Genomic DNA, 17,284 nt, shown 5'->3' with positions numbered 1-17,284 from the left:
CTATTGTTCAACCTTTTCCCTTTTTATTTCATGCGTGGGTGCACGAGCGTTTGCGTAGTAGCTTGTAATGTCATGCTGGCTTAATTGGCAGTCAATCCAGTTTTCTACTTTACTCGTAATAACTATCACGACGTAATTCACATACGAGGAAATCATGAGCTTAACGCGATCGATAGAGTTCTCTTGCCCATATTGCATGGCAGCCAATGATGTAGAAATTGACGAGGTTAATGATGTTGGTCAAGTGCAGGTGCTTGATTGCCAAGTATGTTGCCAACCTATAGAACTTGGTGTTTATCAGCAAGGCGAAGACTTAAATATTATTGTGGAGCAGGAAAATGGCTGATAGCGGTACCCATTTTTCGTTGCAGGATATCAATGCTTTGCCGCAACGATATCGCGCCAACTTTGTGAATAGTTTATCTGGCTTTAAATCTTCCTCACTGCTTGGCTCCACCGATGGCCGAGTTAACAACCTCGCCATTATTAGCTCTGTGGTTCATGTGGGTGCCAACCCACCATTGCTGGGCATTATTATGCGTCCGCACACTGTGCAGCGAGATTCTTTGTCTAATATTAAGCAGCAAGGTGTGTTCACGCTAAATCATGTTCATACAAGTTGGACTGATAAAGCACATCAAACGTCGGCGCGATACGATAATGGGGTGAGTGAGTTTGAGGAGGTTGGACTAACGCCTTGGTTTAGCAACACGTTCAGCGCGCCTTATGTAAAAGAAAGCGCAGTAAAAATGGGGTTAAAAGTAGAACAGCATTTTACGTTGTGTAATCAGACCGAAATGATTATAGGTAAGATTCAAGAGGTCTTTATTGCGGGCAGCAGCACTGCAGGAGATGACATTGCAAAAAGTGCTATTGCCGAAGATGGGTATATAGATCTTGAATCACTACAAACCTCATGTATCTCGGGTCTGGACACTTATCATAGTACGCAAAAGATAGCCCAATATGCTTACGCAAAACCCGATGTGCCTTTAACAAAGGCGAGCATAACTAAAAAATAATTCATATTTTGCCAGTGGCGCACAAACTAATGTTGCGTCAATGCTATAGGACATTGATTTTGCTAGCCGTTCAGGCGTTGTTCAGGTGGCAACCGTTAATCTATATCAACAAATCTTTATTGCTTTGTGTTAGATCCAAACGCCACGGGTTATAGTATAATTATTAATATTCAAAACCTGCCTTGCGGCAGGTTTTTGCGTTTTAGGCGCTGAGTAAAAAAGAATCATTATCGTTATTATCTCAATTGGAGAGAATTATGAAGTCTGTAAACCGTCGTGACTTTCTGAAATTGTCAGGTACATCTTTGATAGGCCTAACGTTAGGAAGCGTTGCGTTACGTGCTAATGCGCAAGAACAACTACAAGCAGATGATCCAAGCGCAAAAGCATTAAACTACACTGCGGCGTCTACTGTAGACGGTGCTAAATGTAACAACTGCATGTACATTCAAGGTGCCGACGGCGAACAACACCGCCCTTGCGCCATCTTCCCTAACAAATTGGTTAACGCCAATGGTTGGTGTAGTGCATGGGTTAAACGCCCAGGCTAGTAACTCGAATTATCAAAAAAGCCCCAGTCTCGCTCATGCGTGCTGGGGCTTTTTTATGCATTTGAGATAAGGGTCTATAACGAGTTACAGCCCCTTCACAGCGTCTAACAATGCGGGGTTATGTAGTCGGCTCGGTAACAAACCAGGCTTTATATAGGCCCCATGCTTTGCTTGAAATATACTGCCAATGCGTAGCACTTTTTCATCGTCCCATTGCTTGCCAATAAAGCTAATTCCCACCGGAAGGTTTTTCACTTCTCCCGCTGGTACAGTAAGGTGCGGATAACCTGCAATGGCCGCTAAATACCCAATTCCAATAAAACCCATTGGGGAATGATCGCCATACACGCCATCAATCAGAAAAGCCGGGCTATTTGAGGGTGCCACAAGTACATCAACTTTATGTTGTGCCATTAGGGCATCAATACCCTTGTCTCTCGCAGTTTCTCTTACCAAGGCTAGAGCCGAAGCGTATTCTGGGCTATTAATGTCATCTGTATTCACTGCTTTTTCGAATATATCTTGATTAAAGAGCGCAAGTTCTCGAGTGCTAGCTTGATTGTAAGTGATAAGTTCCGACAAGCTGCGTACAGGAATGTCCGCTGGACTGCCTTCTAAGTATTCGTTTAATGTGTAATGAAACTCGCTAAGTAACACTTGATAAGAGTCGGCCCAAAAACTTTCAGGTTGTTTGAAGTCGCTAATTTCCACCAGTTCAGCGCCTGCGGCAGTTAGGCTATTTAAGGCTTTTTCATAAGTAGCAAGCACATGAGGGTTATCCCCTTGACGGTAACGCACAACGCCTACGCGCACGCCTTTTAAATCGGTCGCCAACATACTTTGCTGTGGTGCATTAAGCATGTGTTTGCTAGCCTCTAGCGTTGCGCTGTCTTTTGTATCTACACCTGCCATGATTGATGCCATTAACCATGCATCGTTAACGTTTGCGGTCATAGGACCTGCGGTATCTTGAGTATATGAGATAGGGACAATGTGCGTACGAGATAACAGCCCAACTGTAGGTTTGAAACCTACAATTCCGTTCATTGAAGAAGGGCAAATAATAGAACCATTGGTTTCAGTGCCCACGGCTAACGACGCTAAACGCAATGCCATAGCAGCACCAGAACCCGACGAAGAACCACAAGCACTACGAGATAACATATGCGGGTTTCGGGTTAACCCACCTACGGCGCTCCAACCACTAATAGAAGATTCAGACCGAAAGTTAGCCCATTCAGATAAATTAGTTTTACCTAACACAATGGCACCCGCGGCTTTTAGGCGAGCTACAATGGGGGCATCTCGTTTTGTGTCATTATTAACAAGTGCCATCGCGCCTGCGGTAGTAGGTAGCTCACTGGTTTCAATATTGTCTTTCAGTAACACTGGAATACCAAACAGCGGCCCTTTACGCATTCTATTTTTACGTGCTATATCAGCCGCTCTGGCTTCTTCAATGGCATTGGGGTTAAGTGCCAAAATACTATTTACATCACCATCAAGCTTTTCGATTCTAGCGAGATAGCCTTTTACTAACGCCTCGGATGACAACTCACCTGCTGCTATAGCCTGCGCTTGTTCTAGTGCAGATTTATCTAACCAAGACTCAACAGCTACTGAAAAAGCACTGTCGTCTGAACGTTCAACAGACGCATTTTTTGTGTTCGGTTTAGATGGTGCACACGCGGTGCAAATTAAAATAACGGTGGCGTAAAAAAGTGTAGCCCTCATGTGGTTCGTCCCCAAGTTTCTAAGATATCTACATTTTAATTTTAAATATCTTAGTAGTGCGTTGAAACGATTACTACGCAACATGTAAGTAACTAGGTTCAAAGTGTCATTTTATTCGGTAAACACGACCCATGAAGACACACAAAAAGTGATAAGCGCTAGAAATCAGCGTTTAGAGCAGAGACTTTGGATTAAAAAATTTGGGGTAGAGGGTAGTACGTTAGAAGTGATAAGCCACGAGAATCAATAACTCATCTTAGCTTAATTCAACTTTTTAGCAGGTTGCATGGGCTGATCTTCAATAAAATTAAATAGACCAAATTTATCAAGTAAAGATTGGTACCGGCCGTCTTTTATAAATAGCGCCAATACTTCATTAAACTGGTTTCTTAGTTGCTCGTCAGAAATAGCCGCACTGTAGGCGGAAACAGGAAACAACTCGTGTATTTTTGTGTCGTGTTGCTTTTCGACAGGCAGCTGATGTTTAACGTATTCAAAAATGTTTCTATCAAGTACAACAACATCCACACTGCCAAGCAGTAGCAAACTAACCTGCCTGTCTTGTTGCGCAAGCTCCATATAGTTTTTTTGATGGGCTAGCGTGTTTTTAAACTCTTCACCCAAAACCGATATTGCCGTTTGAAAAGCAATCACGCTATGGCCGAGTAAGTCTTGTATTTCGTTAATTTCAAAGTTTCTGTCCGTACGGCTTACCGCTACATTTTGATAATAAACGTATGCATCAGTCAGAATAGCGGGGTCAATATCGTGACCTGGATTTAAGGTTAGTCCAATATCCATCCCGCCCTTTTTCATTATGCTGGCGGTGCGCCCAAAAGGAACGTAAATCGGCGCCATGTCATGCCCCATTTCAAGCAATATTGCCCGCACGAGTTCTAACTCAAAGCCTGAATCTTGCTCTGAGATAACATAGGGAGGTTTTGTCCAGCCCACGACCACCTCAATTTGCTTTGCAAATGCGGCGTTGGAAGAGAACAAAATAATAAAAAGTACGACAATATAGTGCATAAGGTGAAATAGTAATGGAACACTTATTAACTATAAACACTTGCCAATAAATTACCATTCACCAAAAGACTTAACTATTACAAAAACCCTTTAAAAACAAAGGCTAATAAAAGTTAAATTTAGACTTAAGTTTGATGAAAAAAATCACTATTACATGAAACTATTGCATAAAGCGGTAAAACGAACGGGGAATTGACGGGTTACTACCAGCATTATGATTTCGCTTTAACTAGCCAAGCGGTACAATATAGCCAAACCCTTTAAACTTGTGTGAATATGGCCTGGCTACAGTTACGAATAAATACCTCCTCTGAATACGCTGAATCAATTGGCGAAATGCTAAGCGCTAACGGTTCGCAAGCGGTAACCTATGTAGATGCGAAAGACACGCCTATGTACGAGCCTAAGCCTGGAGAAATTATGCTGTGGCCCGACACGCAAGTGGTGGGCTTGTTTGAAGCTACCGATGACATGAAAGCCATAATCAAACGATTGGGCAAAGCGCGCATTCTAGGTTCAGATTTTAAATACAAACTAGAACCACTTGAAGACAAAGACTGGGAACGTGAGTGGATGGATAATTTCCACCCTATGCAATTTGGTACCCGCTTATGGATTTGCCCGAGTTGGCGTGATGTGCCCGACCCTAATGCTGTTAACGTGATGCTAGACCCGGGTCTTGCCTTTGGAACGGGTACTCACCCTACAACAGCCCTGTGCTTGCGTTGGTTAGACGGTATAGACGTTGCCGATAAAGTGGTAGTAGATTTTGGTTGTGGTTCAGGTATTTTGGCCCTCGCAGCGCTTAAATTAGGTGCAAAGCGGGTAGTTGGTATTGATATTGACCCCCAAGCCCTTCAAGCCACACAAGAAAATGCCCGCCGTAACGGCGTTGAAGACAGGCTTGATGTTTACCTGCCGGCTGACCAACCCACGCTAGAGGCCGATGTAGTGATGGCGAATATATTATCTGGCCCACTTCTAGAGCTTCAAGATGTTATTTCATCTTACTGTAAACCATCTGGTTTACTCGCCCTTTCCGGCATTCTTGCTGAACAAGTAACCAAAATCGAAGCTGCCTATACCCGCGATTTTGCCCTTGATGAGAGTGCGATTGATGGAGAATGGGCGCGAGTGTCTGGTAAAAAACTCGTCTAAATGTAAATTTTTTGTCTTTCAATGCCTTTCAATTCGCGGCCTTTGAGAGATTTGATTAAAATTCACTCTGCAAAACGGTGATAGATGGCTAATGTTACAGTTTTTTTTCACTGTCAAGCCCATAGAGTGAAATTTTGTGTGATTTTTAGCCTTTTCAAGTATTGCGAAAACACGTACACTTAGCGCCCCGTTTTAGCCGGGTGTATAAATTCTGTGCAGTTCTAGATGGCGAAATATGCGAATTGGTTCCTATACGTTAGATAACAATTTGATGCTGGCTCCAATGGCTGGCGTGACTGACCGTCCGTTTCGTCAACTATGTAAACGTATGGGTGCGGGGCTTGTGGTGTCGGAAATGCTTTCTAGCAATCCAAAGGTATGGAATACCGCAAAATCACAAGCACGAATGAATCATGAGGGCGAAGAAGGTATTCGTTCTGTACAGATTGCAGGTGCTGATCCAGAGCTTATGGCCCAAGCGGCACAATTTAATGTTGAGAACGGTGCGCAAATCATCGACATCAACATGGGTTGTCCTGCCAAAAAGGTGAATAAGAAACTGGCAGGTTCCGCGTTGCTTCAGTACCCGAGTACGGTGGAATCGATCATTAAAGCGGTAGTTAACGCTGTAGATGTTCCTGTAACACTTAAAATTCGTACCGGCTGGAATACCGATAACCGCAATGGGGTTGAGATAGCCCGCATTGCTGAGCAAAACGGCATACAGTCACTGGCTGTTCACGGTAGAACGCGAGCATGTATGTACAAAGGAGAGGCGGAGTTCGACACTATCCGTCGTATAAAGGAGGCAATTTCGATACCCGTAATTGCCAACGGAGACATTACCTCTCCTGAAAAAGCACAACAGGTACTGAATTGTACCGGTGCAGATGGTGTGATGATAGGTCGCGGTGCTCAAGGCAATCCTTGGATCTTTAAAGAGATCCTGCATTACCTAGAAACTGGCGAGAACCTTAAGCCACCACCATTGTCTGAACAGTATGAGATTTTGCACGAGCACGTTGCTAATGTACAAAGCTTTTACGGTGAAGTCGCCGGTGTAAGAATTGCCCGCAAGCATGTGGGCTGGTATCTCTCGGAACACGATACGGATCGTCAATTTCGTAAATCGTTCAACGCTATCGAGGATGCGTCAGCGCAACTTGAAGCACTAAACGCTTATTTTGAAGCGCTGCAGAATCGAGAAACCCGACAGATTTCTCCTGCAGCATAGTAATGACTAACTTAAGAGCAAGACAGTATTATGTTCGATCAAAACGTGACTTCACCTTTTACTACTACAGTAACTACGCCTTCTCAAACGCAAGCACAAAAGCCACTTCGTGACTCAGTAAAGCAAGCGGTTAATAAATACCTGAAGCAACTGGACAACGCCAACATCGATAATCTGTACGAAATGGTACTGGCCGAAGTTGAGGCCCCGCTGCTGGAAGAAGTTATGACTTACACCCGCGGCAATCAAACCCGCGCTGCCATCATGATGGGAATCAACCGTGGCACGCTTCGCAAAAAGCTGAAGCAGTACGGCATGAACTAAAATCACCGGGCCTAGCCCACCGAAGAGCACCTACAGGTGCTCTTTTTGTTTCACCACTCTTAACTTTGAAGCTTATATTTTATGCAAACACCAAAACCCATTAAACGTGCTCTATTAAGTGTCTCTGATAAAACCGGTATCCTCGATTTCGCCACCGCGCTGCATAACGCTGGGGTGGAACTTCTGTCGACGGGCGGTACTGCTAAACTCATCGCTGAAGCTGGTTTGCCAGTAACAGAAGTGTCTGACCACACAGGTCACCCAGAAATTATGGCTGGCCGCGTAAAAACCCTTCACCCTAAAATTCATGGCGGCATTTTAGCTCGTCGTGGAATTGATGAAGCGGTTATGGACGAAAACAATATTGCGCCAATCGATTTGGTGGTAGTGAACCTTTATCCATTTGCAGCAACTGTAGCTAACGACGATTGCACGTTAGAAGACGCTATTGAGAACATCGATATTGGCGGCCCTACTATGGTTCGTGCTGCGGCTAAAAACCATAAAGATGTAACCATTGTAGTTAAAGCTGCCGACTACGGTCGCGTTTTAGCTGAAATGGAAGCAAACGAAGGTTCACTGACTTACAAAACCCGCTTCGACCTAGCGATTAAAGCGTTTGAGCATACTGCTGAATACGACGGCATGATTGCTAACTACTTCGGCGCACGTATTGATGCTACCGATTGCGAAGACGACTGCGGACATGAGCACAGCGAATTCCCACGTACGTTCAACGTTCAAGTTAGCAAGAAGCAAGATTTGCGTTACGGTGAAAACAGCCACCAAAGCGCTGCTTTCTACGTTGAAAACGATATTCAAGAAGCGTCAGTGTCTACGGCCACTCAGCTTCAAGGTAAAGAATTGTCGTTCAATAACATTGCCGACACCGACTCTGCCCTAGAATGCGTTAAAGAATTCGAAGAGCCAGCTTGCGTTATTGTTAAGCACGCTAACCCTTGTGGTGTAGCTATTGGGGAAGACATTTTATCTGCCTACGATCGCGCGTTTAAAACCGACCCTACCTCTGCGTTTGGCGGCATTATTGCGTTCAACCGTGAGTTAGATGCGAAAACAGCGCAAGCGATTGTGGATCGTCAGTTCGTAGAGGTGATTATTGCACCAACGGTTAGCGACGAAGCAAAAGAGATTGTTAGCGCGAAGAAAAACGTGCGCTTATTGGCATGTGGCGATTGGGCTGGCCAACTTACCGACGGTTACGATTTCAAACGCGTTAACGGCGGTCTGTTAGTACAAGAGCGCGACTTCGGCATGGTTGAAATGGAAGATCTTCAAGTAGTCACCAAGCTTAAGCCTTCTGAAGACGAACTTCGTGATTTGATGTTCTGCTGGAAAGTAGCCAAATACGTGAAATCGAACGCCATTGTATATTGCAAAGACGGCATGACAGTAGGTGTGGGCGCAGGTCAAATGAGCCGCGTGTATTCTGCTAAAATTGCAGGTATTAAAGCCGCTGATGAAAACCTTGAAGTTGCAGGTTCTGTAATGGCATCTGACGCATTCTTCCCATTCCGCGATGGCATTGATGCTGCCGCAGAAGCAGGTATTAAAGCTGTTATTCAGCCTGGTGGCTCTATGCGCGACCAAGAAGTGATTGATGCAGCTGACGAACACGGCATCGCCATGGTGTTCACTGGCATGCGCCACTTCCGCCATTAAAATAGATGATGCAGTAAGCGAGTACGAGTTTGGAGCACGCCGTAAACCCGTCCATGGGGGCTGTGCCACGGCATCCTTGCCGTGGAGGGCTCCACCCTCGTACTCACTCACTACATCTTGCTAGCTTATTGCGTGCCGTGCTTTGGAAACAAATGGCTGGTTAGAGATAGGTGAAGGGTTCCCTGTGGTATCCATGCCATAGAGGGTTTAGTACTGGCATTCACTTCCCCTCTTTTGATATCTAGGCTCTACAGTTGCAATTGAATAAAAGCGCGGAACACGCTAAAACTCACAATCCAATAGGCATGACGCCGGCTGATAGGAGTGAGAGCAGAAGGCATTCAAAACCTTCCACAGCATGGATGCTGTGGCAGAGCGCCCATGGATGGGTTTACCGCGTGTTTTGAATGCCTTCTGCTCTCGCTCTTAGCTTTGAGCTCTTAACTCTGAAGCAAGAAAAAGCAAAGCGGCAGAGTACAGATTTAGCATGTTGGGTGTCGGGTAGGTGTAATAGTTTGTTGTTAAGCTTAATCTGAAACTGGTGTTTATCAGTATTAGCAGTTAACGTAATCGCCGTTACCCTCGATGATAATAAGGAAATAACAATGAAGAAGTTAGCCAAATTAGTACTCGTAGCCACGCTTGGCATGTCAGCAACCTATGCAAGCGCCGATGCTATCTCGGATGCAGCCATGAGCGAACATCGCTCAGCACAAGCTAAAGTACGTGACGAATTCCGTAACCCTCAGCAAACATTACGATTCTTTGGTGTTAAACCAGATATGACCGTGGTTGAAATTGCACCGGGTGGCGGCTGGTATGCCGACATTATTGCGCCTTTGGTTCAAAAAGAGGGCCAGTACATTGCTGCTCACTTCTTCGTTGACGAATCAACCAACGATTATTACCGTAAGTCGCTAGAAAAATTCAATCAAAAAGTAAAAGACAGCGCGCCTTATCAAGGTGTAAAAGTCACGGCTTTCCACCCAACCAAAGCTCTTGATATTGCTGAAGCAGGCAGTGCCGATGTAGTGCTTACCTTCCGCAACATTCATAACTGGTACATGGGTCAAGGTACTGAAGGCATCGACAACGCATTTGGCGCTTTCTTTAAAGCCCTTAAACCTGGTGGCATACTAGGTGTGGTAGAACATGAACTACCTGAATCTGCTGACGACTCAGCGATGGAGAAAAGTGGCTATATGAAGCGTTCTTTCGTTGTTGCTGCAGCCGAGAAAGCGGGCTTTGAGCTTGAAGAAGCTAGTGACATCAACGCAAACTCTAAAGATACAGCCGACCACCCGCGCGGTGTATGGACGCTTCCTCCTAGCCTAAGATTAAAAGATCAAGATCGTGAGAAGTACCTTGCCATTGGCGAGAGTAATCGCATGACGCTTAAGTTTAAAAAGCCTAGTTTATAAAACCTAAGTCGTAAAACCAAAACCTTAAAACGGAATAGTTAATGAACGTACTTGTAATTGGCGGCGGTGGCCGCGAGCATGCGCTAGCTTACAAAGCAGCGCAATCTTCTGATGTTTCAACAGTGTTTGTTGCCCCTGGTAATGCAGGAACCGCAATAGAACCTAAGCTAGAAAACGTAGCAATTGATGTAAACGATATCCTTGGTTTACTGTCTTTTGCTAAAGGTAACGATGTTGAATTAACCATTGTTGGCCCAGAAGCGCCGTTGGTTGCAGGTGTAGTAGATGCGTTCACTAACGAAGGCTTAATGATATTTGGCCCTACACAAGCTGCAGCGCAGCTTGAAGGGTCAAAAGCCTTTACTAAAGATTTTCTAGCTCGCCATAATATTCCTACCGCAGAATATCAAAACTTTACTGACATTGATCCTGCCATCGCTTACGTGCGTGAAAAAGGCGCACCTATTGTAATTAAGGCAGACGGCCTAGCAGCAGGTAAAGGCGTGATTGTAGCGATGACGTTGCAAGAAGCGGAAGATGCCATTCGCGACATGCTAGCAGGTAATGCCTTTGGTGAAGCTGGTAGCCGTGTTGTAGTAGAAGAATTCCTAGATGGTGAAGAAGCCTCGTTTATCGTTATGGTAGACGGCAAAAGCGTGCTCCCTTTTGCCACCAGTCAAGACCATAAGCGCGCCGCAAATGGCGACAAAGGCCCTAATACAGGCGGCATGGGTGCATACTCTCCTGCGCCAGTGGTAACACAAGAAATTCACGACCGCGTGATGAAAGAAGTGATTATGCCTACCGTTGAAGGCATGGCGGCAGAAGGTAACCCTTACATGGGTTTCTTGTACGCTGGCCTTATGATCATGGCCGATGGTACGCCAAAAGTAATTGAATATAATTGCCGCTTTGGCGACCCTGAAACCCAGCCTATTATGCTGCGTTTACAATCTGATATTGTCGCTTTGTGCCAAGCAGCCTGTAAGGGTGAACTTGGCAATCAAACTATTGAGTTTGATGAACGTGCCGCCATCGGCGTGGTTCTTGCGGCAGGTGGTTACCCTGGAAGCTATGACAAGGGCGATGAAATTACTGGCTTTGAACAAGCTGCCGATTTAGATGGCAAAGTGTTTCACGCTGGTACTTCACTAGAAGATGGCAAAGTGGTCACAAATGGTGGCCGCGTACTATGCGCCACTGCCATGGGTAATAACGTCACTGAAGCCCAGCAAAAAGCGTATGAGCTTGTAAATGCAATTCAGTTTAAAGACGCGTACTTTAGAACTGACATTGGCTACCGTGCCATTGCCCGTGAATCTAGTGCCGACTAGGCGCTTATAGATGTCATGTGGATGTCTTATTTAGCCTCTTATTTAATCTCTTGTTAAGAGGAGCGCTGAGTAAAAGCTCATGTAAACGCCGCCTAAGCTAATAATACTTAGGCGGCGTTTTTGTTTGTATTAACCCGTGCTTACTTTAACTCAAGCACATCAAATACAGACGCATCTTTGTATCCTTGGTTTTTATCCCCGTTGATTGGGGTAATAGGGTGCGACCCCATAAAATGTTCTCTATCGCCTCCGTCCGAATCACAGTAAGCCAGCATAAAGCCTAGCTTCATACCCTTTTTCAACGTTAAAGGGGTGTTAGACTCACCGTGAACATAATCATCAGCAAACACTTTTATTGCGGTTTCCCAATGCACCACAAACGGGGCGTCTGATTGGCGTTTCCACGCACTATCAACATGGTCGTTATAAAGCTGAGGCACAGCTTCACCCTTATTTTCTGTTGCCATGCTTGGGCCGATATCCGCCACTTGGTTGTCTAACGCTAAGTGGTATGCAAAAGCATTGTAGTTGTTGAAGTGGTCGCCACCTGAGCCGTCTGCATCAATGAATATCTCTAAACAATCGTCATCCCAATAACGCTCTATGGGCGAGGCATAAGTGTCAGATAAATGGTCATCTCGAATTTCAGCCAACAAATACAGGGCATCTTCGTTCCAGCGAAGTTTATACTTTCCTGTAAAATCACTGGCAGCGGGCGTATCACCAATGATCACTTCATTCATAGGATACCATTCATCCCCTTGCCAAAGTGCCTCGTTCGCTACCCCATCAATCGTGGGTGCAGCTTCGGTATGCAGTGCTTCATCTGCATTTACACTTAACGTAGCTGTACACATTACTACTGCCAGCCAATGACATGCTTTCATAGTTAATCCTTATTTTATTAACGGTGTATTTTTGCTTACCTGCCGATTCTTGGTAGAGTATTAAACTGCACCTTTAACGCAAAGGCATTTATGTCACTTCAGACCACTTGCTACAATATTTTAGCTTCTTATAAAGATGCTCAATCACATCACAAAGCAAGTAAGTACTTTGATGTGATACTCGTGATTGTCATTGTGATTAATATCGCTACTATGATGCTATCTACCGTGCCGGGTACCTCTTCACAATGGGGTACAGAGTTACACATTATTGAAGTGATTTCTGTCTGCCTTTTTACCCTTGAGTACATACTTCGTATTTGGAGTAGTGGCGCAGCACCGCCTTCGGCACTAGCATCGTCAAAAGACGTTCAATTGCATACGCCTTGGCAAAAGCGCTGGTACTATCTTAAAAGTCCTATGGCGCTGATTGATTTGCTTGCCATATTACCTTTCTACCTAAGCATGTTTGTTACCCTAGATTTACGGATATTACGGGTATTCAGAGTGCTGCGAATATTAAAACTTGGGCGCTACTCGCGCTCGATGCAAACGCTGATTACTGCCATAAGAAACGAGTCTCATGCATTAATTGCCGCACTCAGCGTGCTGATGTTGTTTACCGTTATTGCTGCCACCTGCATTTATTACATTGAACACACTGCGCAGCCTGAGGCATTCAGCAGTATACCTGCTTCACTATGGTGGGCAGTGGTAACACTCACTACTGTGGGCTATGGTGACATTGTTCCCATCACGCCTGGGGGCAAACTTTTTGGTGGTTTAATCACCATTTTAGGCATCTGCTTTTATGCCCTTCCAGCAGGTATTTTGTCGTCTAGTTTTACCGCTCAAATGCAGTTAAAAAGAGACCGCTTTAAAGAAACCGTTCGTACGGCATTGGAAGATGGGAAATTTAGCGAGCACGATAAAGGGCACATTGAACGTGTTCGCGATTTGTTAGACCTAGATGAAGAAGAAGCTCAGCTAATAGTGCGGCTTCTTCAGCACCACCATAGCACGTCTCAAAAACCTAACGCCGACAAGAAGCCGCATACATAGACGCCATTCTCCACTACGTCACTGGGCTTACTTGATCACGAGGCCTATCCGATTCCATATTAAATTTCTGAAATAGCCATCCTATTCCCACCAAGCTTAACCCCAAGCCAATGAAGGACAGGGCACGATATAAACCTTCAAGGCTAGACATGTCGATAACAAAGGCTTTCAGTAGCACAACCGTTAACAGGCCAAAGCCTAACTTCACGGCTCTATCTTTATGCATGTATTGGCCGAGGAAAATCGTTAAGGTCGCCAAAATAAGCCATACCACCGAGTAGGTGTATTGCTCAGCTTGACCTATTCCTAAACCAAACTCAACGTGTCCATGATGGAAAAGACGCCGAATGATGCTATTGATATAAAGCACCAAAAACAGACCGATAATCACCACAACACCTTTTAAGCATGGCCCTGAAATGAGCGCTTTTATCTGTGAAGCGCTGCTTGGCAATACCTTAAACCAAGGTGGCAACCACAATGTACTAAGCAGTAACGCTGGAGCTAACCATTGTAAAGCCATATAATTCAGTACTGCATTACCCCCCGTATTTTGTGGGAACACAAAGGGGTTATTCACCACTGATATATCTAAGTGAAGCCAAAAAGCCCCTATCATTAAGATAAAGCCCGCCACACGATAGAGTTTAGCCAACTGTTGAGCAACACAAGCACGGTGCCAATAGGTTACCGCGAGCGCAACCCATCCCAAGGCTAAAAAGACTTTTTCCGTGTATGAAGCGAGGAATAGCTCTGGGTAGGCCCCCATTAACCAATAACTAGGCTCGGTAGTAATAAACAGTGCAACAACATGCAATAACGCGCCTTCCAGCCACACCTTTAATGTCGGCGACGGGTTGTATTTTCGTGCTAACCATAAACTTAAAAACACCGCCGGATAGACAACAGCCGTCCAATGTATGCTGAAAATATGTTCGTCAGCATAATCCGCTAACCATGGCGCGCCAGTGAGTCTTAACAACACGGCAAGCAATAAGGCTTTAAACAACCAGTCTGGTAGCGCTACGCGATACTTTGCACTTTGTATACTCACCATAGCCACTTGAATAGCCAACGCCAGTGATAATATTGCGGCATCAAGTACCATGGTAAAACACAATGTTAAACACGCATTGGCAAGCACGGAAAAAGAGAGCTTTTCTATATGGGGGTTAACTCTCCACGTGACTAAAGCACTTATTAGTGCAATCAGCGCAAGTTCAAGCGCCCAAATACCGTAGAGTACGCCGGTGACCTTGCTAGGTGCTAGCGCATAACTTACCCCATACAACGCCACTGGGCTTACCACCATATAGAGCCAAAACGCCGGTCGCGCGGTGTCATGGGTATTGTGTTTTCTCGCTAAAATACCCCCGTACACGCAAAGCCCTACCGCGAGCATCTGAGAAAATAGATACTTTCCACTAAGAATAAAGCTAAGATCTATTGGCCCTTCAGCTGGCCTTAACATAGCAAAATGCGTCAAACCAGTAACCAACATAAGTGCAGGCCACATATTAAAGGCACTGTGTCGAATAGGCGCAACAAGCAGTAAAGCGGCCAAGGTGAAGGCGCTAATCCATATTTTTTCATTGCTGCCGTATTGAATCAGAAACCCATGAATGACGATTAAAACCAGTGAAATTGCCGCGAGTTGTTGTCGTTGAGAAAATAAGCTTCTCAGTGACATTCCCTGATGTTGCGTAGCCATTAATGACCACCCCAATGTACGAACCAACGCAAACAAGTATGTTGAAAATACACTAAAACATAACCAAGCAACAAAGTGGCTCGCCTCTGTACTTGATAGCCCCATTAACGCCCATAAAAATTGCCCTAAAAAGCTCACTCGCCACAACCAAACCGCGGCGACCTTTTGCGCCACCCACACGCCAGATAAAGAAACAAGACTAACAAACGCCAAAAGCAAAGGAATATTATTCGACCCCGTGTTAACGAGCGCTGGAATGGCAAATGCCCCCAGTATCCCAATAAACGCTAGCAATGGGCCAAATCGGAGCGACAATGAAACCGCGCCTAAAGCAATAAGCGCTAACGTTGCAAAAGCAATCAAAGGCGATAAAAAACCATAATAATTGAAGGCCACTAGCGTAATGGCGTAACACGTGACCACACCACCTGAGGCAAGTGCCGCACATACCGCCGGTGAATAAATAGAAAAGCGAATGCGATGGCGAGCTAAAAATTCTGAGGCCACCACCAGAGAAACACCAAATACGCCACCGAGTATCACGCGAAGTTCGGCTGAAACGAAACCCGACTCAATGGCGTAGTTTGCGAGAAAAATGCCTCCCACCGCCAAAACTAAGCCGCCAAGCCATAATAACCCGTTACCCTTAATGGCGTTAACGAGCCCCTGCTGGTGCTTTTCAACATAGGAAATAAGCGTAGGAGGACTTGACGGGTTGCTCGATGCACGAGGTTTAGAGGCGCCCCCTAAATGGCTAGCCGAGGCGTCGCGTTTAGGAGCGGTTATGCTTTCAACGCGAGGAGAGGGCTTTGAAGACGTAGATTTTTGCTCAAATGCCCTTAAGCGTCTTTCCAATTGATCAATATGAGTTTGCATGCGTGACAGCTTGCCCACATGTTTAAAAGATAGCATGGCACCAGCTACGGTTACTAAAGCCAGTATACCCAGTAGAAAAGATTCCATCGCCACTTCCTCATTGTGCTTTTTGTAATTTATTTTCGCCAAGTTAGCGCTAATTCGTGCTTGTAGTCAATTTCTCAGTAAGAGGGTGGTCTTGATTCTTAACCCACATCAGCTTATAACTAGTACCCGTCATTTCTCAAACGAATTTCTATGTCTGTAAAACATCCAATTATTGCTATAACAGGTTCTTCTGGTGCGGGCACCACCACAACAACCAATGCTATACGCCACATTTTCAGAAACTTAAATGTGAACGCAGCAGTGGTTGGTGGCGACAGTTTCCACCGATTTACTCGCCCGGAAATGGAAGTGGAAATTCGCAAAGCCCAAGAACAGGGCCGACATATTAGTTACTTTGGCCCGAAGGCCAACGATTTCGAATTACTCGAAACCCTCTTTAGAGAATACGGAAGCTCGGGTTCAGGTCAGTTCCGCCAGTACCTGCACACCTTTGATGAAGCCGTGCCTTTTAATCAAATGCCGGGCACCTTTACCCCATGGCAAGATTTACCACAAAATACCGACTTACTGTTTTATGAAGGCTTACATGGCGGCGTTAAAACCGAAGAAAATGATGTAGCCAAGCATGTGGATTTATTGGTAGGCATGGTACCTATTGTAAACCTTGAGTGGATTCAAAAAATTGTGCGCGACACTACCGACCGAGGCCATTCTCGTGAAGCGGTAATGAGTAGCATCGTGCGTGGGCTAGATGATTATTTCCAATACATCACGCCTCAGTTCTCTCAAACCCATGTTAACTTTCAACGTGTACCTACTGTAGACACCTCAAACCCGTTTAGTGCCCGTGAAATACCTACGCAAGACGAAAGTTTTGTTGTGGTTCGCTTCAGGCGTGAAATGAAGCATGTTGACTACCCTTATTTGCTACAAATGATTGATGGCGCGTTTATGTCGCGTATAAACACACTCGTAGTACCAGGTGGCAAAATGGGGTTAGCGATGGAGCTCATTCTTACTCCACTATTGGAAGATATTTTAAATAGAAAGCGTCGTGCAGGCCACCAAATGGATTGGTTGAATACCCAAGACGAGTAATATTAGCCATCATCTCAAAAAAGGGTGTTAGTGACTGTATATTCGCCGCCCCTATAACAATCTATTTACAACCTGAAGTCGAAAACCCATACAAAGTACGGCATCGTAGTCTATT

The 17,284-nt window shown here is 45.1% G+C and carries 15 protein-coding genes; 11 read left to right on the top strand and 4 right to left on the bottom strand.

Annotated elements, in window-relative coordinates; translation table 11 throughout:
• Nucleotides 1–154 precede the first annotated feature (154 nt).
• The 3 genes from KYS23_RS13880 (at nucleotide 155) to KYS23_RS13870 (ending at nucleotide 1,573) form a co-directional block, all read left to right on the top strand.
• The gene (locus tag KYS23_RS13880; RefSeq protein WP_159534009.1) at nucleotides 155–346 is read left to right on the top strand and encodes a zinc ribbon domain-containing protein; all 192 of its coding nucleotides are present in this window, start codon (nucleotides 155–157) and stop codon (nucleotides 344–346) included.
• On the top strand, nucleotides 339–1,022 hold the full coding sequence (locus KYS23_RS13875) for a flavin reductase family protein (protein ID WP_159534010.1): 684 nt from the start codon (nucleotides 339–341) through the stop codon (nucleotides 1,020–1,022). Before KYS23_RS13880 ends, KYS23_RS13875 begins: the two co-directional genes overlap by 8 nt.
• Before the next feature lie 257 nt (nucleotides 1,023–1,279).
• Nucleotides 1,280–1,573: a high-potential iron-sulfur protein gene (locus KYS23_RS13870; protein ID WP_013786614.1), complete on the top strand. Its 294-nt coding sequence runs from the start codon at nucleotides 1,280–1,282 to the stop codon at nucleotides 1,571–1,573.
• 84 nt (nucleotides 1,574–1,657) lie between these two features.
• Here KYS23_RS13870 and KYS23_RS13865 read toward each other — a convergent pair whose 3' ends face one another.
• The gene (locus KYS23_RS13865) at nucleotides 1,658–3,307 is read right to left on the bottom strand and encodes an amidase (RefSeq protein WP_159534012.1); all 1,650 of its coding nucleotides are present in this window, start codon (nucleotides 3,305–3,307) and stop codon (nucleotides 1,658–1,660) included.
• A gap of 261 nt (nucleotides 3,308–3,568) precedes the next feature.
• Nucleotides 3,569–4,261 carry a substrate-binding periplasmic protein gene (locus tag KYS23_RS13860; protein WP_332310443.1) on the bottom strand — a complete coding sequence of 231 codons (693 nt, stop codon included), beginning with the start codon at nucleotides 4,259–4,261 and terminating at the stop codon, nucleotides 3,569–3,571.
• A 351-nt stretch (nucleotides 4,262–4,612) separates the two neighbouring features.
• Here KYS23_RS13860 and prmA point away from each other — a divergent pair, with 351 nt between their 5' ends.
• The 6 genes from prmA (at nucleotide 4,613) to purD (ending at nucleotide 11,487) form a co-directional block, all read left to right on the top strand.
• Nucleotides 4,613–5,494 (top strand): 50S ribosomal protein L11 methyltransferase, encoded by an 882-nt coding sequence (gene prmA / locus KYS23_RS13855; RefSeq protein WP_159534016.1) that lies wholly within the window; start codon nucleotides 4,613–4,615, stop codon nucleotides 5,492–5,494.
• A gap of 235 nt (nucleotides 5,495–5,729) precedes the next feature.
• The gene (gene dusB, locus KYS23_RS13850) at nucleotides 5,730–6,728 is read left to right on the top strand and encodes a tRNA dihydrouridine synthase DusB (RefSeq protein ID WP_013786628.1); all 999 of its coding nucleotides are present in this window, start codon (nucleotides 5,730–5,732) and stop codon (nucleotides 6,726–6,728) included.
• Between the two features lie 30 nt (nucleotides 6,729–6,758).
• Nucleotides 6,759–7,052, top strand: coding sequence for a DNA-binding transcriptional regulator Fis (gene fis / locus KYS23_RS13845; protein WP_012520109.1), 294 nt, complete (start codon nucleotides 6,759–6,761; stop codon nucleotides 7,050–7,052).
• 81 nt (nucleotides 7,053–7,133) lie between these two features.
• A complete protein-coding gene (purH, locus tag KYS23_RS13840) occupies nucleotides 7,134–8,732 on the top strand; it encodes a bifunctional phosphoribosylaminoimidazolecarboxamide formyltransferase/IMP cyclohydrolase (protein ID WP_159534018.1) in 1,599 nt (532 codons plus the stop codon).
• Nucleotides 8,733–9,337: 605 nt separating this feature from the next.
• Nucleotides 9,338–10,153 (top strand): class I SAM-dependent methyltransferase, encoded by an 816-nt coding sequence (locus KYS23_RS13835; RefSeq protein WP_218419110.1) that lies wholly within the window; start codon nucleotides 9,338–9,340, stop codon nucleotides 10,151–10,153.
• A gap of 41 nt (nucleotides 10,154–10,194) precedes the next feature.
• Nucleotides 10,195–11,487 carry a phosphoribosylamine--glycine ligase gene (gene purD / locus KYS23_RS13830; protein WP_159534022.1) on the top strand — a complete coding sequence of 431 codons (1,293 nt, stop codon included), beginning with the start codon at nucleotides 10,195–10,197 and terminating at the stop codon, nucleotides 11,485–11,487.
• A gap of 140 nt (nucleotides 11,488–11,627) precedes the next feature.
• On the opposite strand, the gene KYS23_RS13825 is transcribed toward purD, so the two are convergent.
• Nucleotides 11,628–12,374: a sugar-binding protein gene (locus KYS23_RS13825; protein ID WP_159534024.1), complete on the bottom strand. Its 747-nt coding sequence runs from the start codon at nucleotides 12,372–12,374 to the stop codon at nucleotides 11,628–11,630.
• A gap of 90 nt (nucleotides 12,375–12,464) precedes the next feature.
• On the opposite strand from KYS23_RS13825, the gene KYS23_RS13820 reads away from it, so the two are divergent.
• A complete protein-coding gene (locus tag KYS23_RS13820; RefSeq protein WP_159534026.1) occupies nucleotides 12,465–13,436 on the top strand; it encodes an ion transporter in 972 nt (323 codons plus the stop codon).
• Nucleotides 13,437–13,449: 13 nt separating this feature from the next.
• Here the strand turns inward: KYS23_RS13820 and KYS23_RS13815 are convergent, their stop codons facing one another.
• Nucleotides 13,450–16,110 (bottom strand): DUF2339 domain-containing protein, encoded by a 2,661-nt coding sequence (locus KYS23_RS13815; protein ID WP_218419108.1) that lies wholly within the window; start codon nucleotides 16,108–16,110, stop codon nucleotides 13,450–13,452.
• 150 nt (nucleotides 16,111–16,260) lie between these two features.
• Here KYS23_RS13815 and KYS23_RS13810 point away from each other — a divergent pair, with 150 nt between their 5' ends.
• Nucleotides 16,261–17,169 carry a phosphoribulokinase gene (locus KYS23_RS13810; protein ID WP_159534032.1) on the top strand — a complete coding sequence of 303 codons (909 nt, stop codon included), beginning with the start codon at nucleotides 16,261–16,263 and terminating at the stop codon, nucleotides 17,167–17,169.
• Nucleotides 17,170–17,284 lie beyond the last annotated feature (115 nt).

Source organism: Alteromonas lipotrueae (assembly GCF_019249255.1).
Classification (GTDB): Bacteria; Pseudomonadota; Gammaproteobacteria; order Enterobacterales; family Alteromonadaceae; genus Alteromonas; species Alteromonas lipotrueae.
The sequence above is the reverse complement of the archived record's forward strand: the minus strand, read 5'-3'. Positions and strand labels throughout refer to the sequence as shown.